The organism is Streptomyces sp. NPDC091272, from assembly GCF_044757485.1.
In the GTDB taxonomy this organism is placed as follows: Bacteria; Actinomycetota; Actinomycetes; order Streptomycetales; family Streptomycetaceae; genus Streptomyces.
This window is the reverse complement of the sequence record NZ_JBIVVC010000001.1, coordinates 698274-721524: the sequence shown is the minus strand read 5'-3', so window position 1 is coordinate 721524 and position 23251 is coordinate 698274. Positions and strand designations below refer to the sequence as shown.

The following is a 23251-nucleotide window of genomic DNA, read 5'->3' as shown; positions in this document are numbered from 1 at the left end:
AAAATGGAATAAATATGGAAAACCGGTCGGTGGGCCGGAGAAACACGGCGCGCCACCACCCCGGGAAATGCAACGAGCTGGGGCCCGCACCCCAAGGTGCGGGCCCCAGCTGCGTACTGCGTGCCTGGGATCAGGCGGGGGTGATGTTCTCCGCCTGCGGGCCCTTCTGGCCCTGCGTGACGTCGAAGTTCACCTTCTGGCCCTCCTGGAGCTCGCGGAAGCCCTGAGCGGCGATGTTCGAGTAGTGGGCGAAGACGTCAGCGCCGCCGCCGTCCTGCTCGATGAAGCCGAAACCCTTTTCCGCGTTGAACCACTTTACGGTGCCAGTAGCCATGTCAAACTCTCCTTGGAAACCACAACTGCAACTGCAAACCACAACTGCAGATGAGTGGGACACTAGCACGGAAACATCAACCGGTCGCGTGGAAGATTTTTACGCGTCGGCCCGCCTCGGAATTATCGTCCCCGCCGGGCGCTTTTTTCTGCGTCGGCAAGGACAGATATGGGAGTCGGCAAGGACAGATATGGGACCGGAGGCGTGTCGCCGCGGTGCTCCGAGAGCGGGCGGGCCCGTGCCGGCGGGAGCACCGCTCGCAGGTCAGCCGCCGGGGGTGAAGCCCTCGGCGGGCTTCGACGCGGTCGGCTCCTGGACGACCTTCAGGCCACCGGGGGTCTTCGCGTCCGGCTGCATGATGACGGACTGGCGGGTGGAGGGGGCCTTCGGATCGCTGAAGTCGTGGGTGATGCCGAATCCGCTCTCGAAGGTGTTCATGGTGAGCAGCGCCGCGCCGATCCCCGCGCGGGTGAGGTTCTTCTCGGCGCACGCCTTGGTGAGGGCCGCGCCGTAGAGCTTGCCCGCCGTGTAGCCGGCGACGACGCCGTTGTCGAGGCCGTCCTTGGGATAGGCGGCCGCGTAGGTCTTCGCCAGCTTGGCGGGCCCCGCCTCCGGTGAGCCGATGGGCAGGGTGGAGGCGGCCACGTAGTAGTTCTTCATCAGGGCCGGCCCTGCGGGAGTGGCGAGGAGCTGGGGTGCGAAGGCCGAGTTGTTGCCGATGACGGGCACGGCGAACCTGCCCGCGGCGGCCACACCGACCAGGGACGCCGCCTGACGGGGGCCCGCACTGACGACGACGGCCTTCACGCCCGCCTTCTTGAGCGCGGCGACCTGCGCCGACATGTCGTTGTCGGTGGGCTTGATCTTCTGCTCGACGACCGTGAGCCCGGCCTGCTGGGCGGCGTACTTGGAGCCCTGGAGGGCGTTCTCGCCGTAGTCGCCCTCGAAGTACACGTGGCCGATCTTGTCGCCCTTGGCGATCCGCTTCTGGCTGAGCAGGAAGTCGATCGCGTTGATGGTCTCGATGTCGTACGTGGCGCCGACCACGCGGACGTACGGGCTGCCGAGCAGGGACGCCGACCAGGCCTGCGGGAGGATCAGGCCCTTGTCCTGCGTCTCGACGCGCTGCTTGACCGCGGCCACGAACGGCGAGCCGATGAACTGGAGGAAGCCGGCCACCTTGGGTTCGAGCTCGGTGTACGCGGAGACCGCCTTCTGCGGGTCGTACCCGTGGTCGCGCACGGTGAGCTGGACCTTGCGGCCGCAGATGCCGCCCGCCGCGTTGACCTCCTTGGCCCACAGCTGCTGGGCCTGGGTGACGCTCTTGCCGAGGGAGGCGTACACACCGGTCAGGTCGGTGAGAACGCCCAGCGGGATGGTCGTGGCGGTGATGCCGTCACCGGTCTTCACGCCCTTCTCGTCGGCCTTCCCCTCGCTGCCCGTGCCGGCCTTGCTGCTGCATCCGGTGATGCCCAGCGCGAGGGTGAGGAGTGCTGCCGCGGCAGCGGTCGAGTACCTTCGTTCCGTCATTTTCTTCCCCTTGGCAGATGCAGGCGGGAGAGGCCGCCGGGCAGGAACAGGACCACGGCGACGACCGCCGCGCCGTACAGGTAGCGGGCCGCCTCACCTGGGGCGATGCCGCCCGCACCCGTGCCGGGCGCCGTGACCAGGGGCAGCGATTCGCTGTAGCGGGTGAGGAGTTGGGGCAGCAGCGACACGAAGGCGGCGCCGATCACCGCGCCGCGCACCGAGCCGAGCCCGCCGATGACGATCATCGCCAGGAATTCCAGGGAGAGCGTCATGCCGAAGTACTCGGGGACGGTCCGCTGGAAGACCAGGGCGAGCAGCACCCCGGCGAGACCCGCGTACATCGAGGACAGGACGAAGACGGACGCCCGGTAGCGGGCCACCGGCACACCCATGACGCCTGCCGCGATGCGGTGGTCACGGATCGCGTTCATGGCCCGGCCGGGGCGCCCGCGCAGGATGCCGCGCGCGAAGAGCGCACAGAGCAGGAGCGCGAGCAGGGCCGCGTACCAGAGTTTCTCCGCGGACTCGAAGGGCACGCCCGCGATGACGGTCTGCGTGTCGTCGAAGGCGACCCCGAAGAGATCGAGCGGCGGCACGGAGCGGCCGTTGAAGCCGCCGGTGAGGTCGCTCGCGTTGAACAGCACGTGCTGCCCTATGAAGATCAGGGCGAGGGTGGCGATGCCGAGGTACGCGCCGCGCAGCCGCCCCGCGATCGGGCTGAAGAGGCCGCCCGCGATCCCCGCGACACCCACCGCGAGGAGGGCGGCCAACCAGCTGGGCAGGCCGAGTCCGGTGAGCAGATGACCGTTCTCGGTGGTGGGGTCGGCGGCGAACACGCAGTAGCTGTACGCGCCGACGGCGAGGAAGAAGGCGTGCCCCATGGACAGCTGTCCGGTGGCGCCGGTGAGAAGGTTGAGACCGATCGCGGCGATCGCGGCGGCCATCGCGAACAGCCCGGCCTGGAGCCAGAAGCGGTCGAGGTAGAAGGGCAGCGCGAGCAGGACGAGCGCGAGTGCGCCCCAGAGGTACGTACGCAGGTCGCGCAGCGGGCGGGCGGGGCGGCCGTCGGACGCCCCGCCGCCCGAGGTGTCCCCGGGCCGCCGCGGGCCGGATCCGTCCGCCCGTGCACGTCCGGCAGCCTCCTGCCGGGCGGTACCGGAGTCGTGCGTCTGCGGTGCGTCCGTCGTGCGCGGGCCGTTCGGCGTGGTGTCAGACACGGGCCAGCTCCTTCGTGCCGAACAGGCCCGCCGGGCGGATCAGCAGGACGACCACCATCACCAGGTACGGGGCGAGGTCGCCGATGCCGCGGCCGAGGAAGGAGAGTTCGCCCTGGTAGCCGGTGGCGAGGGATTCGACGACGCCCACGATGAGTCCGCCGGCCAGGGCGCCCGTCGTGGAGTCCAGACCGCCGAGGATGGCGGCGGGGAAGGCCTTCAACGCGGCCAGCGAGGTGGCCCGTTCGAGGCCGGGGGTGGGAAAGACGGTCAGGAAGAGCGCCGCGACCGCGGCGAGCGCCCCCGCGACCGCCCAGGCGGACAGCGAGACCCGGCCGAGGCGTACCCCCATCAGGGCCGCCGTCTGCGGGTTCTCCGCCGCGGCGCGCATGGCGACGCCCCACGAGGTGTACCGGAAGGCGAGCAGGAACGCGGCGATGAGCACGGCTGCGGCGATGAGCGCCGCGATCCGGGTCTGGGCCAGGGTGATCGGGCCGAGGCTCACCACCTGGTCGCCCCACGGGTCGCCGGGCGACAGGACGCGGGTGCCGATGCGCCGGGTGAGCTCGGTGACCAGAAGTATGTCCACGCCGATCGTGACGATCGCGAGGACGCTGTGGTCGCTGCCCCGGTAGCGCCGCATGACGAGGAATTCCACCGCGGCGCCGACCACCGCGGCGCCCGCGACGCCGGCCGCGAGCGCGAGCCAGAAGCCGAGGTCGTCGTGGAGGACGGCGGTGAGGTATCCGCCGGCCAGGAGGAGCGAGGCGTGGGCGAAGTTCACGACCTCGGTCGCCTTGAAGATGACGACGAAGCCGAGGGCGATCAGGGCGTAGACGGCTCCCATGGAGAGGCCGCCGAGAAGGAGTTCGATGAGAGTCGTCATGGCGTGGGCGCCCCCAAGTACGCCTGGATGACGGCCGGGTCGGACTGCACCTGGGCGGGCGGGCCGCCCGCGATGCGCCGTCCGAAGTCGAGTACGGTCACCGCGTCCGCGAGCCGCATCACCACCCCCATGTCGTGTTCGACGAGGACGATCGAGATGCCGAGGCTGTCCCGTACGCCCGCCACGACGGCCGCGGTGGCGCGCCGTTCGTCGGCGGTCATTCCGGCGACGGGTTCGTCCAGCAGGAGCAGCCGCGGCTCCATGCACAGGGCGCGGGCCAGCTCGACGAGCTTCTGCTTCCCGTACGGCAGGACGCCGGCGGGCCGGTCGAGGTCGTCGGCGAGGCCGACGAAGTCCGCGATCTCCCGCACCCGTTCCAGGTGTTGGCGCGACTCGCGGGCGGCGGACGGCAGCCGGAGCCCCGCGGCGATGAAGCCGGTGCGGGTCAGCCGGTGCCGGCCGAGCAGCAGGCTCTGCGCGACGGTCGCCTGCGGCGGCAGGGCCAGGTTCTGGAAGGTGCGGGCGACGCCGAGGGCGGCGATGCGGTCGGGGGCGAGTCCGGTGATTTCCGTACCGCCGAGGCGGACGCTGCCGGAGGTGGCGCGGTAGACGCCCGACAGGACGTTGAAGCAGGTGGACTTTCCTGCCCCGTTGGGCCCGATGACGGCGTGCACGCTGCCGGGATCGACGGTGAAGGAGACCCGGTCGAGCGCGGTCAGGCCGGCGAACCTCACTGTCACGTCGGTGACTTCCAGGGCGCCCACCGTCCCGGCGCTGTCTGTCTCGGTCATGCGGGCCACCTGCTCAGCGTGGCCGCACGCGTTCCCGCGCGCCGCGCGTCCTCGGCCGCCGTCTCGTCGACGACACCGAGATAGCGGCGGCGCACCTCGTCGGACGTGGCGAGTTCGCCGGCCGGGCCGTGCAGGGCGACCTCGCCCACGTCGAGTACGTACGCGGCGGTGGCGAGCCGCAGGGCGAGGGCCGCGTTCTGCTCGACCAGCAGGACCGACGTGCCGGCTGCGTTGATCTGCTGGACCGTCTCGGCGATCCGGGCCGCCATCAGCGGGGCGAGGCCGAGGGACGGCTCGTCGAGGAGGAGGAGCCGGGGGCCGGACATCAACGCCCGCCCCAGGGCCAGCATCTGCTGCTCACCGCCGGAGAGGAGCCCGGCGCGCTGGCGGGCGCGGTCGGCGAGGACGGGGAAGAGTTCGTGGACGCGGCCGAGTGCCTCGCGTACGGCGACCCGCCCGCCGGGAGCGCCGAGAGCGCCCGCGCGGAGGTTGTCGGCCACCGTCATGCGCGCGAACACCTGCCGGCCCTCGGGGACCTGCACGATCCCGGACGCGACGACGCGGGCGGCGCTCGCACCGTTCAGGTCGCGGCCGTCGTAGGAGACGGTGCCCGCGGTGACCGCGCCCCGGTGGTAGCCGAGGGTGCGTGAGATCGCCCTCAGGAGGGTCGACTTGCCCGCTCCGTTGCCGCCGAGCACGGCGACCACGCCACCGGCGGGCACGTCGAGCGTCACCTCGCGCAGGGCGCGCACCGGCCCGTAACCGACGGAGAGGGACCGTACTTCCAGGCCGCCGGGGCCGGGGGCGCGGTGCTGCTGCTGCGATTGCTGTCGGGGGATATCCACGGGAGCACCTCCTTGCCGTGTCAGCGGACCCCTGTGAGGCCCACAGACGAACAGTTGACACGTGTAACCGTCCAGTGAGTATGCTTGAATCGCTGCGGATGACCAGCGGCGGGAGGCGGCCGTTGTGCTCGGGCACAAGGGGGCTGTCCAGCGCGCCGAAGCGGTGGCATCCTCACCGGTCATGAGTGGCCGCAGAGCACGCACGGATCGCGAACTGTCAGTGCTGGCGAGCGCGTCGGAGGTGCTCATCGGACGGCTGGGGCACCTCACCGACCTGCTCATCGGCGAACTCCGGGCGCACTCCCCGCAATACGACATCGCCGTACCGGTGGACGAACACTGGGAGCAGACCAAGGAGGCGCTGAGGTACGGCATCGAGGCGATCCCGGCGCCCCGTTCGGCGCCCCGGCGCGATCTGGACTTCGCCGAGCAGCTGGGCAAGAGACGTGCGGAGCAGGGGCTTTCGCTGGAGCTGTTGCTGCACGCGTACCGCAAGGCGGGCTATCTCGTCTGGGACGAGCTCCTCGACGCCGTCACGGCCAAGGACCCCGACGCGCTGCCCGTCCTGGTGCACACGGCGGCGCAGCTGTGGGCGGCGGTGGACCGCCAGGCCGCCACGGTCGCCGAGGCGTACCGGAACACGGAGGCGGACATGCAGCGGCGCAGCGACGAGCGGGTCCAGGCACTGCTCGACGCCCTGCTGGAGGGCCAGACCTCGGCGGCACTGGTCGCCGGCGCGGCCGCGGGGCTCGACCTGCCCGAGCAGGGCAGGTACGCGGTCGTGGTCCTGCGGGTCGAACGGCGCGACGGACGGGAGCAGTTCCACCGCGTGACGGCGGCGGCAGGGCTGCGGTTCTTCTGGCGGATGCGGACGGACTGCGAGGTGGGGGTGGTGGCACTGGACCCCGGCACGGGTCTCGGGGAGCTGTCGGCCGAACTGGAGCGGCGGTGCGCGGGGCCCGGCGGGGTGAGCCCGGTGGTGGCGGGCCTGGCCGAACTGGGGCTCGCCAGAAGGCTGGCGGAGACGGCCCTGCGCACGTGCGCCGTGACCGGCCCGGTGGGTACGCCGGGGATCGTACGGCTGGACGAACGGCTGCCGGCCGCGCTGGTGGTCAGCCAGCCGGAACTGGCGGCGCGGCTGGTGGCGGAGGTGTTCGGCCCCCTGCTCGAACTCGACCCGGGCGACCGGGCGGTACTCCTGGAAACGCTGGACGCGTGGCTGGGCGCCCAGGGGTCGGCGGGCCGGGCGGCGACCCGGCTGTACTGCCACCGCAACACCGTGTTCAACCGCCTCCGACGCCTGGAACAACTGACGTCCCGCTCGCTGTCCCGACCGCGGGACCTGACGGAGATGACACTGGCGCTGGATGCGTTTCGGTTGTCGGCAACGTGAGGGGGCCGGGGGCGGCCTGGGACGGGGGCGGCGCGGGGCGTGAGCACCCAAAGCGTGGAGCTTCACGCGAGAGGGGCGGGCGGTCGCGCGGGAACACCACGCGCGCGGTGGGGCGGGGCACCACGGGTTGGGAGCTCTACGCGAGACGGGACGGGCGTGCCCACAGTCGCGCACCGGTCAACGGCCGGCCACCACGCCCCGTCGGGTGTACACCGGTCGACGGCCAGCCCCACCATGCGCCCGCAGGCGCACATCGGTCGACGGCCGACCCCACCATGCGCCCGCAGGCGCACATCCGTAGGCAGCGGGCCCAGCATGTGCCCGCGGGCGGGACAGAGCACCGCTCTGCCACGCCCCCGCAGGAGCCGCACCGGCCCGGTGCGGCTCCTGCGTTTGCGTACGGCTACGGCAGGAGAAAGTCCCTGCCGATCTGTTCGGCGACCCGTTCCAGCAGTGGGCCCGCCTCTGCCATGCTGCGTTGCGGGTCCGGCTCCAGTGCGCTCAGTGCGTACGCCCTGCGGATTCCCGCGCGGCCCAGTGCCTCGGCGGGGAGTGCCAGGCGGCCGCACACCGCGACGACCTCCACCCCGCGCGCCCGCGCCGCCGCGGCGACACCCGCGGGGGCCTTGCCGTGCAGGGTCTGCTCGTCGAGGGAGCCCTCGCCGGTCACCACGAGCGTGGCCCGCTCCAGCGCCGGGGCGAACCCCAGCACGTCGAGCATGACCTCGATACCGGGCCTGAAGCGCGCGCCGAGCGCCACCAGCGCCCCGTAACCGATGCCTCCCGCGGCCCCCGCCCCCGGAGTGTCGGCCAGATCGGTGCGGCCGGCCGCCGGGCCGAGGATGGACGCGTAGTGCGTCAGCGCCGCGTCCAGCGTCGCCACGTCCTCCTCCGAGGCACCCTTCTGCGGCCCGTACACCGCCGGCGCGCCGACGGGCCCGGTCAGCGGGTTGTCGACGTCGCTGGCGAGGACGAGGTCCACGCCGCCCGCGGCGAACCGCTCGTCGAGACCCGACAGGTCCACCGTGGCGAGGTCGCGCAGCCCGCCGCCGCCCGGGGCGACCGGCTTGCCGTCCGCGTCGAGGAAGCGTGCGCCGAGTGCGGCCAGCATCCCGGCGCCCCCGTCCGTGGTGGCGCTGCCGCCGACGCCGAAGACGATCGTCTTCGCGCCCGCGTCGAGCGCCGCCCGCAGCAGCTCGCCCGAACCGTACGTGGTCGAGGTGAGCGGCTCGAAGACGCCCGGCGGGAGGTGCTGGAGGCCGGAGGCCTCCGCCATCTCCACCACGGCCGTGCCGTCCGCCTCGCGGAAGGCGTACGCCGCGGCCCGTCCTTCGCCGCGCGGGCCGGTGACCCGTACCTCACGGCGTTCGAAGCCTGCGGCGACCGCCGCGGCCACCGTGCCGTCGCCACCGTCGGCGACCGGCAGGGACTCGACCTCCAGGCCGGGTACCGCCCTGCGCAGCCCGGCCGTCACCCGCTCGGCGACCTCCACGGCCGTGAGCGAGCCCTTGAACTTGTCGGCCGCGACGAGCACGTGCACCCCGTCGCCTCCCGTACCGCTTGCAGTTCCGTGTACTGCTCCGTCCGCCACCTTGCATCCCTTGCTTTCGAACAGGCAGTCGCGCCGCCCCGACCATAACCGCCCACCCCGCCCTGTGCCCACGACCCGTCTCGCCGGCCGGGATCGGCCGGCCCTCATCCGCCACCCGTTCCCACGGCGCGCCAACCCCTAATATCGCGACATTACCGGCCATAAGGTGTGCGGCATGAGTACGGAATCCCTCGATCCACCCCTGCCGGACCCCGATCCGGAATCCACGTCGGGCGACCCGCTGCACGACGGCAGACCCGACGTCGGCGTCATCGTGACCGGTGTGCTCGCCGTCGCGGCCGTGGTCGCCTGGGCGGTGCTCGGCAAGAGCTCGTTCGAGAGCGCCTCCTCGGCGGCCCTCACCTGGGTCCTCGACAACTTTGCCTGGCTGTTCGTCATCGCGGCCGACGTGTTCCTGCTGATGTGCCTGTTCATCGCGCTGAGCAGATTCGGACGGATCAGGCTGGGCAAGGACGACGCGGAGCCGGAGTTCACCAATCTGGCCTGGATCGCGATGATGTTCAGTGCGGGCATGGGCATCGGCCTGATGTTCTACGGGGTCGGCGAACCGCTCCAGCACTACCTCACCCCGCCGCCCGGCAGCGGGGCCCGGCCGGGGACGGGGGCGGCAGCGCGCGCGGCACTGGAGTACTCCTTCTTCCACTGGACGCTCACCCCGTGGGCGATCTACGGCATCGCCGGACTTGCTCTCGCCTACGCGACGTTCCGCAAGGGCCGCGGGAACAGGCTGAGTTCGGCCTTCGTGCCGCTGCTCGGCGAGCGCCGCGCGGAGGGCTGGCAGGGCAAGCTGATCGACCTGCTCGCGGTCTTCGCGACCGTCTTCGGTACCGCGACCAGCCTGGGCCTCGGCGCTCTCCAGGTGGCCAAGGGCCTGAACATCGTCACCGGTGTCGAGGACAGCAGGGGCGCCCAGCTGATCATCATCGGTTCGCTCTCGGCGGCCTTCGTACTGTCAGCCTTCTCCGGCCTGCACAAGGGCGTGAAGTGGCTGAGCACGCTGAACCTGGTGCTGGCGGCGCTGCTGATGGTGTTCGTGTTCGTGCTCGGCCCGACGGTCTTCATCCTGGACGCGATCCCGGCGTCCGTCGGCGGATACCTCGACCAGTTGCTCCCGATGGCGACCCGCACGGGCGCGTTCGGCGACAGCGAGTGGCTGGGTGCGTGGACGATCTTCTACTGGGCGTGGTGGCTGTCCTGGGCGCCGTTCGTCGGCACCTTCATCGCCCGCATCTCCCGCGGCCGCAGCATCCGCGAGTTCCTGATCGGCGTGCTCCTGGTGCCCAGCGGGGCGACGGTCGTGTGGTTCTGCGTGATGGGCGGTGCCGCGATCCGGCTTGACCGGACGGGAGCGGCCGACCTCGCCCGGTCGGTGAAGGAGGGCCCGGAGGCGTCGCTCTTCGCGATGCTGGACGCGCTCCCCGCCGGCACCGTCACCTCGTGCATCGCCATGCTCCTGGTCATGACGTACTTCGTGACCAGTGCCGACTCGGCGTCCCTGGTGATGGGCTCGCTCACCGCCAGGGGCGCACTGCACCCGCCTACCTGGCTGGTCGTCCTGTGGGGAATCCTGATGGCGGCGGTCGCCGCGGGCCTGCTGGTGGCGGGCGGCCTGGACTCCCTCCAGACGGCGACGATCCTCGTCGCGCTCCCCTTCGTCCTGGTGATGCTCGGTCTGTGCTGGGCGCTGGTCAAGGAGCTCCGCGCGGACCCGGGCGCCGGCCCGGCCCGCCACCACGCGCTGCACGGGCTGCGGGACGCGGTACGGACGATGGTCGGCGAGGCGATCACCGAACAGGGCCACGACCGACGTCACCCGAGGCTGCGACGGGCGGCCAGGTCCCGCCGGGACACGCCCTGAGCCGTCCGGCCGCCCCTGCCTGCCGCAACGGCCCCCCTACCCTGGGCGGGTGACCCAGGAACAGCAGGACTACACCGCGTACATCGCCTCACTCCCCCGCGTCCTCGCCGGGGCGGCCGCGCTCTTCCGCGACGCGGACGGGCGGATCCTGCTCGTCGAGCCGAACTACCGCAAGGGCTGGGCACTGCCCGGCGGAACGATCGAGTCCGACTCGGGCGAGACCCCGAGGCAGGCCGCCCGCCGGGAGACCCTGGAGGAGATCGGCCTGGACGTGGAGCTGGGGCGGCTGCTCGCCGTCGACTGGGCGCAGGGCCAGGACCGCCCGCCGATCGCCGCGTACCTGTACGACGGCGGGATCCTGACCGCGGACCAACTGGCCTCGATCCGCCTCCAGGAGGAGGAGCTCCTCTCGTGGCGCCTGGTCCCGGTCGACGAGGTTGAGTCGTACGCACTGGGCGCCCTGCCCCACCGGATCCTGGCCGCCTTGGCGGCTCTGGCGGACGGGGCGGGCGCGGTGGAGCTGGAGAACGGAAAGCGGGCGTACGGCTCGTCCGGCGTATGAGGTTCCGTGTGAGCTTCCGTGTGAGGAATTCGTGCGAGGAACTCCCTGTGAGGAACCCCGTGTGAGGGACAGTGCGCCGGCCGAAGTCCCGGGCGCGGACGAGGCCGGAACACTGGGCCCTCGAACACGTCAGCCCTCACCGGGTGCCGGCCCGGACGTCGACGCGGGTGACGTCACAGACGGCGACACCGACCCAGGTGCCGACGCCGACACCGACCCAGGCTCCGCCGCCGCCTCGGTCGCCCCGGCCGCGTCCCCCCGTACCCCCCGCACCCCCCGCACCCCCCGCTCCAGCCCCAGCGTGACCAGCACCGAGGTCCCCGCCAGCACCCCCATCGCCACGCCCGGCGAGGTGAACTGGGCCAGTCCGCCCGCCAGGGCCGCTCCCACCCCCTGCATCGCCAGCATTCCCGAGGTGTGCAGGCCCAGTGCGTGCCCGCTCAGTTCGTCCGGTGTCAGTGCCACCAGGCGCTCCTGCAGCAGCAGCGTCGCCGCGAATCCGACGGACGCCACCAGCACCAGGGCCACGGCCACCGGCAGCGGGGGACGCAGGAAGAAGGCCAGGTACGGCGCCGCCAGCAGCAGCCGCAGGGCCGGCCCGCCCCTGGACCGCCACCTCGGCGGTACGAACCGGCCGACCACCGTGTCCCCGATCAGCATCCCGCACGCCGCGAAGGCGAACAGCACGCCGGCCCGCCCCGGTTCGTACGGTACGTACAGGGACTCGCAGCCCACGATCAGCCCGTTCGGGACGCACAGCATGAGGTAGACGTACCGCCTCGGCCTGGACGACCACAGCAGCGCGTTGGTCCGCCAGGTCGCGGAGACCGAGGCCCGGCCGGCCGCGCGCGGGGGCCTGCCGGACAGGCCGAGGCGGGCGGCGCCGGCCGACACGAGGTAGAGCGCGGCGCCGACGAGAAGCGTCCCGCGCGGCGACGCCACGTTCACCAGGATTCCACCGGCGGCGAAGCCGCAGATCTGCATCGCGCCGTTGGACATGTTCATCACGGAGCGGCCGATCAGGAACCCGTCGCGGACGAGGATCTCGTTGAGCAGTCCGTACGTCACTCCCCCGCCGAGCGACGCGAAGACGCCGAGGGTGAGCAGCAGGGCGAAGGACGCGGCCACCGGCAGGCCCGGTACCGCCTGGACCGCGGTGGCCAGGGAGAAGACCAGTCCCAGGCCCGTGAGCGCGGCGCGCGGCGGCACCCGGTCGGCGGCGGACAGCAGGGTGCTCGCACCCACGAGCTGGGCGAGGGAGGGGCCGAACATGGCGAGGGAGGAGAGCAGCGGCGAACCGGTCGAGGCGAAGATGAGGGTGCCGAGGGCCAGGCCGGTGACGGTCTGCGCCGCCGACTTCATGGAGGCGGTCAGGAAGAGCGGGGTGAACTCCGGCTGCCGGAACAGCTCGCGGTAGGTGCGCATGACGGGAGTGTCGGAGCGCAGTACCGGACGGAGTTAGTGTTTCGCACCGGCGCGAAACAACGTCGGGGCCACGCACACCACTCACGGCTCCGAGGGGCGGTGCACACCCACAACCACTCACGACTCGGGCCCGCACACCCACAACCACTCACAACTTCAGGGCCTCGCACACCCACAACCACTCACGACTCCAAGGGGCGGCGGTACGCATGGGCTGGTGGCAGGTCGACGCGGACACGCTCGCGGGTGGACGGTTCGTGATCTCCCCGCTGAACGAGACGATTTCGAGCCTCAAGCTGCTGCAACGGCACGCACCGGCCACGCATCCCGGTGAGCGTGCCTGGCTCGCCCGGCATCTGCCCGCCTTCCGCGCCAGACTCGCGGGGGACCCGCTGACCCCGCTCCTCCTCCGGGCGGCATTCCGGCCGACGTGGAACGCGGACTTCATCACGCCCACCCCCGCCGGCCAGGGGGAAGAGGCCTTCGCGCGGGAGCTGGACCGGGTTCGGGCCGCCACGGCCGATGCGGTGCGCGCGGACCTGACCGTGGCGCTCGGCGGCCCGCCGCCGGCCGCCCTGCTCCGCGAGGATCTCGGGGAGCACGCCGCGGACCTCCTCGACTGGGTGTGGCAGCGGACCGTGCTCCCCGACTGGCCGCGCCGCCGCCGGGTGCTGGAGGCGGACATCGTGGCGCGTACCGCCCAGCTGAGCCGGGGCGGCTGGGCCGCGGCCCTCGACGACCTGCGGCCCGGGATGCGCTGGCTCGGCAACGACCGGCTACAGATAAACACCCAGGACTTCCCGCCCCGGGAGGCCTCCGGCGCACAGCTCCTCTTCGTCCCGGTCAGCTTCCGCACGAGCTGGGTGTCCTGGGAAGGCGCACACCGGTTCGCGGTGGTGTACCCGTGCGCGGGCGTACTCGCCGAACCCGGCAGGCCGGCCGCCCCGCAGGCCCTGGGAGCGCTGCTGGGCCAGGGCCGTGCGGGCATCCTGGTGCTCCTCGACTCCCCCAAGAGCACCACCCAGCTGGTCGCGCTGACCGGCCTGGCGCTGGGTTCGGTGGGCCGCCATCTGAAGGTCCTGCTCGACGCCCGCCTGGTACGGCGCAGAAGGTCCGGCCGCTCGGTGCTCTACTACCGCACGGAACCGGGCGACCTGCTGGTGAACGCCGCCACGCCGGACAACTAGGGCCTGCCCGGCGCGGCCCCGGGACCGCGCGGCCGGACCTGTCCGGCGGAAGGGCCCTGGCGTGCACCGGTCAGCTGGAAGAGGGTGTCCGCCTCGGGCACGCCTGGGGCATGCCCCTCCAGGGTGAGCAGGCGCTGCTTGTTGGTGAGGCCGCCGCCGTAGCCGGTGAGGCTGCCGCCGGATCCGATGACACGGTGGCAGGGGACGATGACGCTGATCGGGTTCCTGCCGTTGGCGAGGCCGACGGCGCGGGAGGCCTTGGGGTTGCCGAGGGCGTGGGCGAGTGCTCCGTACGAGCGAGTCTCGCCGTACGGGATCTTCAACAATTCCGCCCAGACGGTGCGCTGGAAGGGCGTTCCCACCAGGTGGAGCGGGAGGGTGAACTCCGTCAACTCCCCCTCGAAGTAGGCGTTCAGCTGCGCGACGACTTCGGGAAAGGGTGCCGGGTCGCGGTCGCCGAAGGTCTCCTCCGGCGGCCGGTGGCGCTGGTCCGGCATGTGGACGGCGGAGAGGACGCCGTCGGTGGCGACGAGGGTGAGCAGCCCGAGCGGGCTCTCCAGCAGGGTGTGTCGTCTGACTGCGGTCATGGCGCTGAACTCCGTTAATTCGGCAGGTGGTTGATGGGGTGCGAGTCGGTTGCCCACAGGTACTGGACGGCGTAGGCCCGCCAGGGGCGCCATGCCGCGGCGCGCGAGGTGAGCGCGGCGGGAGTGTGCGGCAGGCCCAACTGCTGCGCCGCGCGCCGGATTCCGAGGTCGGAGGGGAGGAAGGCGTCCGGGTCGCCGAGGGCGCGCATCGCGATGACCTCCGTGGTCCAGGGCCCGAAGCCGGGAAGTTCCAGGAGCTGGGCACGGGCCCGGTCCCAGTCGCTGTCGACGTCCAGGGTGAGGGAGCCGTCGGCCAGGGCGGTGACGAGCGTGACCAGCGTGGCGCGGCGGCTGCGCGGCAGGGCGAGGGCCTCGGGGTCGAGTCCGGCCAGGGCGTCGGGGGACGGGAAGAGGTGGGTGAGGCCGCCTGCCGGGTCGTCGATCGGTGCGCCGTGTGCGGTGACGAGCCGTGCGGCGTGCGTCCGGGCGGCAGCCGTCGACACCTGCTGGCCCAGCACCGCCCGTACGGCGAACTCGGCCGCATCGGTGGTGCGCGGCACCCGCCGTCCCGGCGCCCGCTCCACCAGCGGCGCGAGCAGCGGGTCGGCGCTCAGCCGTGCGTCGACGGCGGCCGGATCGGCGTCCAGGTCCAGCAGCCAACGGCAGCGGCTGATGGCGTGCGTGAGGTCGCGCAGGTCGGTGAGGGAGAGCTGGCAGGCGATGTGGCCGTCCCCCGGGGAGAGCGCCACGATGCCGTGCCCGTACGGGAGTTGGAGGGTCCGGCGGTACGCTCCCGCGCGCCACTCCTCGACCCCGGGGACGGCGGTCGCCGCGAGGTGGCCGAAGAGGTTGTCGGGGTTGAGCGGGGCCCGGAACGGCAGCCGCAGGCTGATCACCCCGGGTGCTTCAACGTCTCCCCTGCGTCCTCGGGCCCGCAGCTCCCCGGGGGCGAGCCCGAAGACCTCCCGCACGGTCTCGTTGAAGGTGCGTACGGAGGAGAATCCGGCGGCGAACGCGATGTCCGCCATCGGCAGCGGTGTCGTCTCGATGAGCAGGCGTGCGGTCTGGGCGCGCTGGGCGCGGGCGAGGGCGAGCGGTCCGGCCCCCAGCTCGGCGCGCAGTTGCCGTTCGATCTGCCGGGTCGAGTAGCCGAGCCGCGCCGCGAGACCCGGCACGCCTTCGCGGTCGACCACACCGTCCCGGATCAGACGCATCGCACGGGCGACGGAATCCGCGCGGGCGTTCCACTCCGGCGAACCGGGGCTGGTGTCGGGGCGGCAGCGCTTGCAGGCCCGGAAGCCGGCCTGCTGGCAGGCGGCGGCGCTCGGGTAGAAGGTCATGTTCTGCGGCTTGGGCGGAACCACCGGGCAGCTCGGCCGGCAGTAGATCCCGGTGGTGGTGACTGCGGTGAACACCCACCCGTCGAAGCGCGCGTCCTTGGACTGCACGGCGCGCACACAGCGCTCGGTGTCGGTGTGCATGGCCCGGGTGGCCTGCGTCGTGACCGACGCGTCCTGGGTGTTCTGCGCTGCCGTAGTGGGTGACATGCCTCCAGCATCGGGCAGTCCACCCCACCCGGCTGGCGGAAATCCGACATCAACCTGTGGCGACCAGGGGCGGCCCGAAGCCCTCGGGTACCTGGCACCGCCGCGCGCACCGCACCCCGCAGCGACGCGCCGACCGAGCCGACCCTGCGGGTCAACGCTTCCGAAGCGTGCCGGATATCGTACGAAAGGGTAGGAAGTTCGGAGCAGGATCCCTTCTGGTACGGAGAGCGGCGCTGTGCACGGTGAGTACAAGGTCCCAGGCGGCAAGCTGGTCGTGGTCGATCTGGAGGTCGACGACGGGCTCCTGAAGAACGTCCGGGTGGCCGGAGACTTCTTCCTGGAGCCCGACGAGGCGATCCTGAGCATCGACGCGGCGATCGAAGGCGCTCCCGCCGACACCGACGCCGCCGGGCTGAAGGCCCGTATCGACGCCGCGCTCCCCGAATCGGCGACCCTGTTCGGCTTCACCACGGACAGCGTCGCCGTCGCCGTACGCCGCGCACTCGCACGGGCCACCGACTGGCGCGACTACGACTGGCAGCTCATCCACGAGGCCCCGCAGTCCCCGGCCCTGCACATGGCTCTCGACGAGGTCATCACCACCGAGGTCGCGGCCGGCCGCCGGCCTCCCACGCTCCGCGTCTGGCAGTGGGACGCCCCGGCGGTCATCATCGGCAGCTTCCAGTCCCTGCGCAACGAGGTCGACCTGGCCGGCGCGGCCCGCCACGGCGCGCAGGTGGTCCGGCGCATCTCGGGCGGCGGCGCCATGTTCGCCGAACCCCGGAGCACGATCACCTACTCCCTCGCCGTGCCGGAGGCGCTCGTCTCCGGGCTCTCCTTCGCCGACAGCTACGCCTACCTCGACGACTGGGTGCTCTCCGCCCTCGGCGACATGGGCATCAAGGCCTGGTACCAGCCGCTCAACGACATCGCCACCGAGGTCGGCAAGGTCGCCGGAGCCGCCCAGAAGCGCGTGGTCGGCCCGGACGGAGGGGCCGGCGCGGTGCTCCACCACGTGACCATGTCCTACGACATCGACGTCGACAAGATGCTCGACGTACTGCGCATCGGCAAGGAGAAGCTGTCCGACAAGGGCACCAGGAGCGCCAAGAAGCGCGTCGACCCGCTCCGCCGCCAGACCGGACTCTCCCGTGAGACCGTCATCGAGCGGATGATCGACTCCTTCCGTCGGCGTTACGGACTGACCACCGGCAAGGTCACCGACGAGGAGATGGCCCGCGCACGGGAGCTGGTCCGCACCAAGTTCCAGAACGACGAGTGGACCGCGCGGGTGCCCTGAGCGTGCCGCGTGCCCCGACCGAGCGCGCGTACTGCCCCGAGCGGGCGTACTGCCCCGAGCGGGCGTACTGCCCCGAGCGGGCGTACTGCCGGGAGCGGGCGTACTGCCGGGAGGCAGGACGTGATCAGCCCGTCGGCGGGGCGGGCGCGGCCATCCGTTCGCGTACCTCGTTCACCAGGGCCCCCGCCGCCTCCACCGCGTCCCGGTCCAGGCCGCCCAGTGCGCGGGCCGTCCGGTCGGTGAAGTCGTCCGGGGCGCACGCCACCCGGGCGGCCGAGGCCAGGGCGCCCTTCTCGTTCAGGCACCACACCCGCGCGTGCGCCAGCATCGCCTGGGCCAGCACGCCGAAGGCCCGCGAGAGACACAGCGCGACGTGCAGCACGTCGCCCGCCCCGACCGACTTGCAGGCGGAGGCAACCAGGAAGTCCGCTTCCCACGCTGCCTCGACCAGCGCCTCGCGCAGGGGCTCCGGGTAGTGCCGCGCCTCGGAACGCAGCCTCGTCAGCACGCCGGAGGGGTCGGCCAGCACCCGGCACAGTGCGGCCTCGCCCGCGTACGCGGGTGACCAGAAGCCCAGGGGGTGGCCCGGCTGGACGCCCACCTCGAACCGGCCCGCCAGACAGCCCCGCCACACGCCCTCCACTCGGTCGAGGTCGCGCAGGATCCAGTCGACCGCGGTGCCGTCGACGCTCAGCCACGCCCCGCCGTCCACCCAGGGGCCCCAGCCGCCCGGACCCGCCACCTCCACCGCCTTCCCGGTGAACTCGGCTGCGAGGGAGGCGAGCGCGGCCACGTCCGGCGCGTCCCGGTAGTACACGCCGAGGTCCCAGTCGGAGTCGGGGCGGTGGCTGCCCCGGGCGCGGCTGCCGCCGAGAGCGACGGCGTGCACGCCGGGGACGGCGACGAGGCGTTCGGCCATGGTGGCGACAAGAGCGTCGAGGTCTCTGTTCACGGGGCGCGACCCTACCCCCGCCGGGGTTGCCGGTGCACGGGAATACCCTGGGGCTCCGCAGTGACGTGGCGTGAGGAGTGCAAGGTGTCGCCGATGCTTGATGCAGTCGTCGTGGGGGCGGGTCCCAACGGTTTGACCGCCGCCGTCGAGCTGGCCCGCCGCGGCTTCTCGGTGGAGGTCTTCGAGGCGAAGGACACCGTGGGCGGCGGCGCCCGCACCGAGGAGCTGACCCTGCCCGGCTTCCTGCACGACCCGTGCTCCGCCGTGCACCCGCTGGGCGTCGGCTCACCGGCCTTCAGGGCGATGCCCCTGGAGCGGTACGGGCTGGAGTGGCTGCACCCCGAGCTGCCGATGGCCCACCCGTGGGACGACGGCACCGCAGCCGTGCTGTCCCGGTCCGTCGCGGAGACCGCCGCGTCGTTCGGTCCGCGTGACGCGGGTGCGTACCGCCGGCTGGTCGCCCCTTACCTCGGCAGGTGGGACACGCTCTCGCGGGACTTCATGTCGCTCCCGCTGACCGCGCTGCCGCGCCACCCGGTGACGCTCGGCCGGTTCGGACTCACCGGGCTGCCGCCGTCGACATGGCTGCTGCGGCGGTTCCGGGACGAGAAGGCGAAGGCGCTGATCGCGGGGTTGGTCGCGCACGTCATCGCGCCGCTGAGCGGGTTCGCGACCGGCGCCGTCGGCCTGATGTTCGCGCTGGCCGCGCACGAGAACGGCTGGCCCGCCCCGCGCGGCGGCTCCCAGGCCATCCCGGACGCGCTCACCGGGTACCTCCGCGACCTGGGCGGTGTGGTGCACACCGGTTACGAGGTCAAGCGTCTCGACGACCTGCCGCCCGCCCGCGCGTACGTCTTCGACACCTCGCCGACCGCACTGGCCCGGATCGCGCGCCTGGGCAACGCGTACGAGAACTACCGTTACGGCGCCGGCGTCTTCAAGATCGATTACGCGCTGGACGGCCCCGTCCCGTGGACCGCCGAGGAGGCCCGCCGCGCCGGGACCGTACAGATCGGTGCCACGCAGGGCGAGATCGGCAAGGCCCTGCGCCAGGCGTCGGGCGGCACCCCGCCCGACGCCCCCTTCCTGATCACCGCCCAGCCGAGCGTCGTCGACCCGTCGAGGGCCCCGGAGGGCAAGCAGGTGTTCTGGGCGTACGGGCACGTCCCGCACGGCTGGGACGGGGACCTGACGGACGCGGTCGAGCGGCAGATCGACCGTTTCGCGCCTGGCTTCCGCGACCGCGTGCTGGCCAGGGCGACGGCCGGCCCGCCCGAGCTGGCCGCGCGCAACGCGAACTACGTGGGCGGTGACATCGCCTGCGGCGCGTTCTCCGGCCTCCAGGTGCTGCTCCGCCCGAAGCTGTCCCTGTTCCCGTACGGGACGAAGCACCCGGCGGTCTTCCTGTGCTCGTCGGCGACACCGCCGGGTCCTGGCGTGCACGGGATGTCGGGGCACAACGCGGCGAAGGCGGTGTGGCGCAGGCTCCGGGCGACGGAGCGCTGAGGGGCGGACGAAGGACACGGGTTCCGCCCTCCGGGCCGCGGCGCCCGGGGGCCGGGCTCGCCGGGGCCGCGGCGGGTCACGCGCCCAGTGCGGGGATGACCGTCTCCCCGTAGGCGTCGACGACCTGCTCCCGTGCGTCGTGCATCGCGTACACGGCGAACTGGTCGACCCCCAGCTCCCGCAGTGCCCGCAGCTTCTCGATGTGCGCCTCCACCGGTCCCAGCAGGCAGAACCGGTCGACGATCTCGTCCGGCACGAAGTCGGTGTCGGGGTTGCCCGCCCGGCCGTGGTGCGCGTAGTCGTAGCCCTGCCGGGCCTCGATGTACGAGGTGAGCGCCGCCGGTACGAGGCCGGAGTCCGCGCCGTACCTCGTCACCAGGTCCGCGACGTGGTTGCCGACCATTCCGCCGAACCACCGGCACTGGTCCCGCGCGTGGGCGAGGTCGTCGCCGACGTACGCGGGGGCGGCCACGCAGATCTTCACCTCCGCCGGATCGCGCCCGGCGGCGGACGCGGCGTCCCGTACCGCCCGGATCATCCACTCCGTCAGGAACGGATCGGCGAGCTGCAGGATGAAGCCGTCCGCCTTCGCTCCCGCGAGGGCGAGGGCCTTGGGCCCGTACGCGGCCATCCACACCGGCAGGTGTCCGTCCGTCACCCAGGGCAGTCGTACCTTCTGCCCGTCCACCTGCGCCTCGCGCCCTTCGGCGAGGTCCCTGATGACTCCGATCGCCTCGCCGAGCCTGGCGAGGGTGTTCGGACTGCGTCCTGCGACGCGCATCGCGGAGTCGCCGCGGCCGATGCCGCACACGGTGCGGTTGCCGTACATGTCGTTGAGGGTGGCGAACGTGGAGGCGGTGACCTCCCAGGTCCTGGTCCCGGGGTTGGTCACCATGGGCCCGACGATCAGCCGCCTGGTGTGCTCCAGGATCCGGCTGTAGATGACGAACGGTTCCTGCCAGAGCACGGCTGAGTCGAAGGTCCAGCCGTAGCGGAATCCATTGCGTTCGGCGCGCCGCATCAGGCCGACGACCTCGGACGCGGGCGGGTCGGTCTGCAGGACGAGTCCGAAGTCCATCGGCATGACGGGCGTACCTCCTGGTTCGGGTACCGGCCGGTCCGGGTGCCGGCCGGCTCAGGTACTGGCAGGTGGACGGTAGTGCGTGGGCGCGGGTGCGGGGCGGAGGCGATCACTTGCGTTTCGGGAGGGGAGGACTCTACCCGGCTCCCCCGCCCGTCAGTCAGGACCGGACACACCAACTTTCCGGACCTGGACCGCCCGGCGCGGGGCAGGCGCGGGAACGACGCGGGGCAGGCGCGGGAACGAGGAGCGCCCCGGTCACGTGCCGGACAGGGGACCGAGGACCGGCCCGGGGCTCCGGAGGCCGTCCGGAGGCCGGTCGGAGGCCGTCCAGCCGACGGTGCCCGCCACGGCCCGCCCCCGTCAGCCCGACTTCGGCGGCTTCAGCGCGTCGACGGCGAAGAGCGTGTTCCTGGCCGCGGCCACGATCAGCGTGCGGCCCGCGACGGTGACGCGCGGACTCGCTCCCTGCTCGCCGGTCAGGCCGTCGGCCTGTGGGTCCGTCGTCCACAACGACCGGCCGTCGCGCGGCGAGAGCGCGACCACGCGGCCGGTGGCCGAGCTGAAGTACAGCGCTCCGGGTCCGGCCGCCGGGCCGGAGGCACCTTCCACGTTCGTCTGCCGCGACCACTTCTTGCGACCGGTCGTGGGGTCGAGCGCCGTGACGAGTCCGCTCTGCCCGCTCACGTACACGGTGCCGCCGGCCATGCCGGGCGTTCCCGCGTACGTCTGCGCCAGCCTCGCGTACGTGACCTTCCGGGTGGCCGGGTCGACCCGCGCCACCCCGTCGTAACCGACCGCCGCCGCGCCCTCCCTGCGTTCGCGCAGGAGGACGAACGTGCCGTCGGTGACGCCCATCAGCACGGCGGGCCCCTTGACCGCGACGGGCCTGCCCAACTTCCCGGAGGCGCGGTCGACCTGGCGCAGCGTGGGGTGGCGCACCTCCAGGGCGTCCACCTCCGCGTTCATCGCGCACATCGCGTGGAGCTCTGTGCCCGCCGCCACGGGGGCGCACTGCGAACCGGACGGGAACGGCGTGGTCCAGGCGAGCTTCCCGCTGTGTGCGTCCCTGGCCTCGAAACGGGAGTTGGAGCCGTCGACCGTCACCACGGTGGAGCCGGCCACCACCGCGTCCTGCGTCCGTCCCGTGACCGCCCTGGATCGGGCGCCCGACGGCACGGACCACAACTCCCTTCCGCTCACCGCGTCGAGGGCCACCACCTCCTCGGCGGGGCCCTGCGGGCTGTCCTCGGCGGCGAACCGGTAGCCGAGCACCGTGTCGTCGGTTGCGCCCACCAGGTGCATGCCCTGGACGGGCACACCGGGGCTCTTCGCCGTCCAGGCCCGCGAGCCGTCGGAGGTCCTGACCCGGGTCGCGACGACTCCGCCACCCCCGCAGAACACCGCGTCGCCGCGCGCGAGGCAGCGCAGCTCGTCGGGGATGTCCTCCCGGCCGCCCGGTACGGCCTTGCGCCACGGCTTGAACCCGGCCGGGAGCGGGGCGCCGGGCGCGGCGGCGCTGTGGCCCGGGGCGCCGGTGCCCCCTCCCGTCCCGCCGCCCGCTCCGGTGGCCGTCAGGGCGGCGAGCCCACCGCCGACAGCGGCCACCGCGACCGCTGCCGCCAGCACGGGACGCCAACGCCTGAGCGCCCGACGGCCCGGTACGTCACGCCGCCGGTCGGGCCCCGTGCCGAGGTCGGGCCCCGTACCAACGTCGTGTCCCGCACCGGGCTCGTGTCCCGTCCCGAGGTCGTGCCGCGTCCCGAGGTCGTGCTGGGTGTCCGTCTCACTGGTGCGGCCCACCGCTCCGTCCGCCGTGGAGCTCCCGAGGTCGCCCGGCAGGTCCCGCAGCAGTACGAGGAGTTCGTCCGCCGACGGGCGCCCCTCGGGCTCCTTCGCCAGACACGGCTCGACGACCGCCCGCAGAGCCGCAGGTACCAGGTCCAGCGCCGGCTGCTCGTGCACCACCTGGTAGGCCGTCATGTACGGGCTGTCCGCGTCGAAGGGCCCCTGTCCGGTGGCCGCGTACACCAGCAGGGTGCCCAGCGAGAAGACGTCGGAGCGCGGACCCACCCCACGCGGCGCCTGCAGCTGTTCGGGGGACATGAAGGGCGGCGTGCCGATGACCCGTCCCGTCATCGTGAGGGTCTGCTGGTCGACCGCGCGCGAGATGCCGAAGTCGATGACCCGCGGGCCCTCGGGCGAGAGCACGACGTTCGACGGCTTCAGGTCACGGTGAACGACGCCCACGCGGTGGATGTCGCGCAGCGCCTCGGTCAGGCCGACGGCGAGCGCCCGCAGTTGCGTACCGCTCAGCGGCCCCGACGCGCCGATGCGCTGCGCGAGGGTGTCTCCCTCGATGTAGGTCGTCGCCATCCACGGCTGTTCGGCGTCCGGGGCGGCGTCGACCACGGCGGCCGTGAACGCGCCGCTCACCCGCCGCGCCGCCGCCACCTCCTGGCGGAACCGGATGCGGAACTCGTCGTCCCCCGCGTACTGCTGGTGGATCAGCTTGATCGCGACCGGGCGCCCCGAGTCCGTGCGCGCCAGGAAGACGGTGCCCATGCCGCCCGAACCGAGCCGAGCCTCCAGCGGATAGCCGCCGATCTCAGCTGGGTCCCCCGCGCGCAGCGACACTCTT

General features: G+C 72.6%; 18 protein-coding genes and 1 pseudogene. 6 read left to right on the top strand and 13 right to left on the bottom strand.

Annotated elements, in window-relative coordinates:
• Positions 1 to 130: 130 nt before the first annotated feature.
• The 6 genes from ACIQM4_RS02920 to ACIQM4_RS02895 form a co-directional block, all read right to left on the bottom strand.
• Positions 131 to 334: a cold-shock protein gene (locus ACIQM4_RS02920; RefSeq protein WP_069572018.1), complete on the bottom strand. Its 204-nt coding sequence runs from the start codon at positions 332 to 334 to the stop codon at positions 131 to 133.
• Positions 335 to 598: 264 nt separating this feature from the next.
• Positions 599 to 1864 carry an ABC transporter substrate-binding protein gene (locus ACIQM4_RS02915; protein WP_401585064.1) on the bottom strand — a complete coding sequence of 422 codons (1266 nt, stop codon included), beginning with the start codon at positions 1862 to 1864 and terminating at the stop codon, positions 599 to 601.
• Positions 1861 to 2910: a branched-chain amino acid ABC transporter permease gene (locus tag ACIQM4_RS02910; protein ID WP_401586071.1), complete on the bottom strand. Its 1050-nt coding sequence runs from the start codon at positions 2908 to 2910 to the stop codon at positions 1861 to 1863. Before ACIQM4_RS02910 ends, ACIQM4_RS02915 begins: the two co-directional genes overlap by 4 nt.
• Before the next feature lie 163 nt (positions 2911 to 3073).
• Positions 3074 to 3964, bottom strand: coding sequence for a branched-chain amino acid ABC transporter permease (locus ACIQM4_RS02905; protein ID WP_401585061.1), 891 nt, complete (start codon positions 3962 to 3964; stop codon positions 3074 to 3076).
• Complete coding sequence (locus ACIQM4_RS02900; protein ID WP_401585058.1) at positions 3961 to 4755, bottom strand: ABC transporter ATP-binding protein; 795 nt, start codon at positions 4753 to 4755, stop codon at positions 3961 to 3963. The genes ACIQM4_RS02905 and ACIQM4_RS02900 overlap by 4 nt, the downstream gene beginning before the upstream one ends.
• Positions 4752 to 5543 (bottom strand): ABC transporter ATP-binding protein, encoded by a 792-nt coding sequence (locus ACIQM4_RS02895; protein ID WP_401586068.1) that lies wholly within the window; start codon positions 5541 to 5543, stop codon positions 4752 to 4754. Before ACIQM4_RS02895 ends, ACIQM4_RS02900 begins: the two co-directional genes overlap by 4 nt.
• 238 nt (positions 5544 to 5781) lie before the next feature.
• Here ACIQM4_RS02895 and ACIQM4_RS02890 point away from each other — a divergent pair, with 238 nt between their 5' ends.
• Positions 5782 to 6993 carry a PucR family transcriptional regulator gene (locus ACIQM4_RS02890; protein ID WP_401585055.1) on the top strand — a complete coding sequence of 404 codons (1212 nt, stop codon included), beginning with the start codon at positions 5782 to 5784 and terminating at the stop codon, positions 6991 to 6993.
• 403 nt (positions 6994 to 7396) lie between these two features.
• Here the strand turns inward: ACIQM4_RS02890 and ACIQM4_RS02885 are convergent, their stop codons facing one another.
• Positions 7397 to 8527 carry a glycerate kinase gene (locus ACIQM4_RS02885; protein ID WP_401586066.1) on the bottom strand — a complete coding sequence of 377 codons (1131 nt, stop codon included), beginning with the start codon at positions 8525 to 8527 and terminating at the stop codon, positions 7397 to 7399.
• A gap of 232 nt (positions 8528 to 8759) precedes the next feature.
• Between ACIQM4_RS02885 and ACIQM4_RS02880 the strand changes: the two genes are divergently transcribed.
• Positions 8760 to 10463 carry a BCCT family transporter gene (locus tag ACIQM4_RS02880; protein ID WP_401585052.1) on the top strand — a complete coding sequence of 568 codons (1704 nt, stop codon included), beginning with the start codon at positions 8760 to 8762 and terminating at the stop codon, positions 10461 to 10463.
• A gap of 49 nt (positions 10464 to 10512) precedes the next feature.
• Positions 10513 to 11025 carry an NUDIX domain-containing protein gene (locus ACIQM4_RS02875; RefSeq protein ID WP_401585050.1) on the top strand — a complete coding sequence of 171 codons (513 nt, stop codon included), beginning with the start codon at positions 10513 to 10515 and terminating at the stop codon, positions 11023 to 11025.
• Positions 11026 to 11154: 129 nt separating this feature from the next.
• Here ACIQM4_RS02875 and ACIQM4_RS02870 read toward each other — a convergent pair whose 3' ends face one another.
• Complete coding sequence (locus tag ACIQM4_RS02870; protein ID WP_401585048.1) at positions 11155 to 12450, bottom strand: MFS transporter; 1296 nt, start codon at positions 12448 to 12450, stop codon at positions 11155 to 11157.
• Positions 12451 to 12659: 209 nt separating this feature from the next.
• On the opposite strand from ACIQM4_RS02870, the gene ACIQM4_RS02865 reads away from it, so the two are divergent.
• On the top strand, positions 12660 to 13637 hold the full coding sequence (locus tag ACIQM4_RS02865) for an ArsR family transcriptional regulator (RefSeq protein ID WP_401585045.1): 978 nt from the start codon (positions 12660 to 12662) through the stop codon (positions 13635 to 13637).
• Between the two features lie 92 nt (positions 13638 to 13729).
• Here the strand turns inward: ACIQM4_RS02865 and ACIQM4_RS02860 are convergent.
• Together ACIQM4_RS02860 and ACIQM4_RS02855 are read right to left on the bottom strand one after the other, a co-directional pair.
• Positions 13730 to 14224: pseudogene (locus ACIQM4_RS02860) on the bottom strand (methylated-DNA--[protein]-cysteine S-methyltransferase); the annotation flags it as partial.
• A 14-nt stretch (positions 14225 to 14238) separates the two neighbouring features.
• On the bottom strand, positions 14239 to 15705 hold the full coding sequence (locus ACIQM4_RS02855; RefSeq protein ID WP_401586063.1) for an AlkA N-terminal domain-containing protein: 1467 nt from the start codon (positions 15703 to 15705) through the stop codon (positions 14239 to 14241).
• A gap of 301 nt (positions 15706 to 16006) precedes the next feature.
• Here ACIQM4_RS02855 and ACIQM4_RS02850 point away from each other — a divergent pair, with 301 nt between their 5' ends.
• Positions 16007 to 17071: a biotin/lipoate A/B protein ligase family protein gene (locus tag ACIQM4_RS02850; RefSeq protein WP_401585043.1), complete on the top strand. Its 1065-nt coding sequence runs from the start codon at positions 16007 to 16009 to the stop codon at positions 17069 to 17071.
• Between the two features lie 124 nt (positions 17072 to 17195).
• Here ACIQM4_RS02850 and ACIQM4_RS02845 read toward each other — a convergent pair whose 3' ends face one another.
• Complete coding sequence (locus tag ACIQM4_RS02845) at positions 17196 to 17990, bottom strand: nucleotidyltransferase domain-containing protein (protein ID WP_401586061.1); 795 nt, start codon at positions 17988 to 17990, stop codon at positions 17196 to 17198.
• 117 nt (positions 17991 to 18107) lie between these two features.
• Between ACIQM4_RS02845 and ACIQM4_RS02840 the strand changes: the two genes are divergently transcribed.
• On the top strand, positions 18108 to 19529 hold the full coding sequence (locus tag ACIQM4_RS02840) for a phytoene desaturase family protein (RefSeq protein ID WP_401585041.1): 1422 nt from the start codon (positions 18108 to 18110) through the stop codon (positions 19527 to 19529).
• A 76-nt stretch (positions 19530 to 19605) separates the two neighbouring features.
• On the opposite strand, the gene ACIQM4_RS02835 is transcribed toward ACIQM4_RS02840, so the two are convergent.
• Complete coding sequence (locus ACIQM4_RS02835) at positions 19606 to 20607, bottom strand: TIGR03842 family LLM class F420-dependent oxidoreductase (protein WP_401586058.1); 1002 nt, start codon at positions 20605 to 20607, stop codon at positions 19606 to 19608.
• Positions 20608 to 20973: 366 nt separating this feature from the next.
• Complete coding sequence (locus tag ACIQM4_RS02830) at positions 20974 to 23247, bottom strand: serine/threonine-protein kinase (RefSeq protein ID WP_401585038.1); 2274 nt, start codon at positions 23245 to 23247, stop codon at positions 20974 to 20976.
• Positions 23248 to 23251: the final 4 nt, after the last annotated feature.

Bases quoted from the DNA above. Each gene is read 5' to 3' on its own strand.
- ACIQM4_RS02920 (WP_069572018.1), bottom strand. From the start codon at position 334: ATGGCTACTGGCACCGTAAAGTGGTTCAACGCGGAAAAGGGTTTCGGC.
- ACIQM4_RS02915 (WP_401585064.1), bottom strand. From the start codon at position 1,864: ATGACGGAACGAAGGTACTCGACCGCTGCCGCGGCAGCACTCCTCACC.
- ACIQM4_RS02905 (WP_401585061.1), bottom strand. From the start codon at position 3,964: ATGACGACTCTCATCGAACTCCTTCTCGGCGGCCTCTCCATGGGAGCC.
- ACIQM4_RS02900 (WP_401585058.1), bottom strand. From the start codon at position 4,755: ATGACCGAGACAGACAGCGCCGGGACGGTGGGCGCCCTGGAAGTCACC.
- ACIQM4_RS02890 (WP_401585055.1), top strand. From the start codon at position 5,782: ATGAGTGGCCGCAGAGCACGCACGGATCGCGAACTGTCAGTGCTGGCG.
- ACIQM4_RS02880 (WP_401585052.1), top strand. From the start codon at position 8,760: ATGAGTACGGAATCCCTCGATCCACCCCTGCCGGACCCCGATCCGGAA.
- ACIQM4_RS02870 (WP_401585048.1), bottom strand. From the start codon at position 12,450: ATGCGCACCTACCGCGAGCTGTTCCGGCAGCCGGAGTTCACCCCGCTC.
- ACIQM4_RS02865 (WP_401585045.1), top strand. From the start codon at position 12,660: ATGGGCTGGTGGCAGGTCGACGCGGACACGCTCGCGGGTGGACGGTTC.
- ACIQM4_RS02855 (WP_401586063.1), bottom strand. From the start codon at position 15,705: ATGCACACCGACACCGAGCGCTGTGTGCGCGCCGTGCAGTCCAAGGAC.
- ACIQM4_RS02845 (WP_401586061.1), bottom strand. From the start codon at position 17,990: ATGGCCGAACGCCTCGTCGCCGTCCCCGGCGTGCACGCCGTCGCTCTC.
- ACIQM4_RS02835 (WP_401586058.1), bottom strand. From the start codon at position 20,607: ATGGACTTCGGACTCGTCCTGCAGACCGACCCGCCCGCGTCCGAGGTC.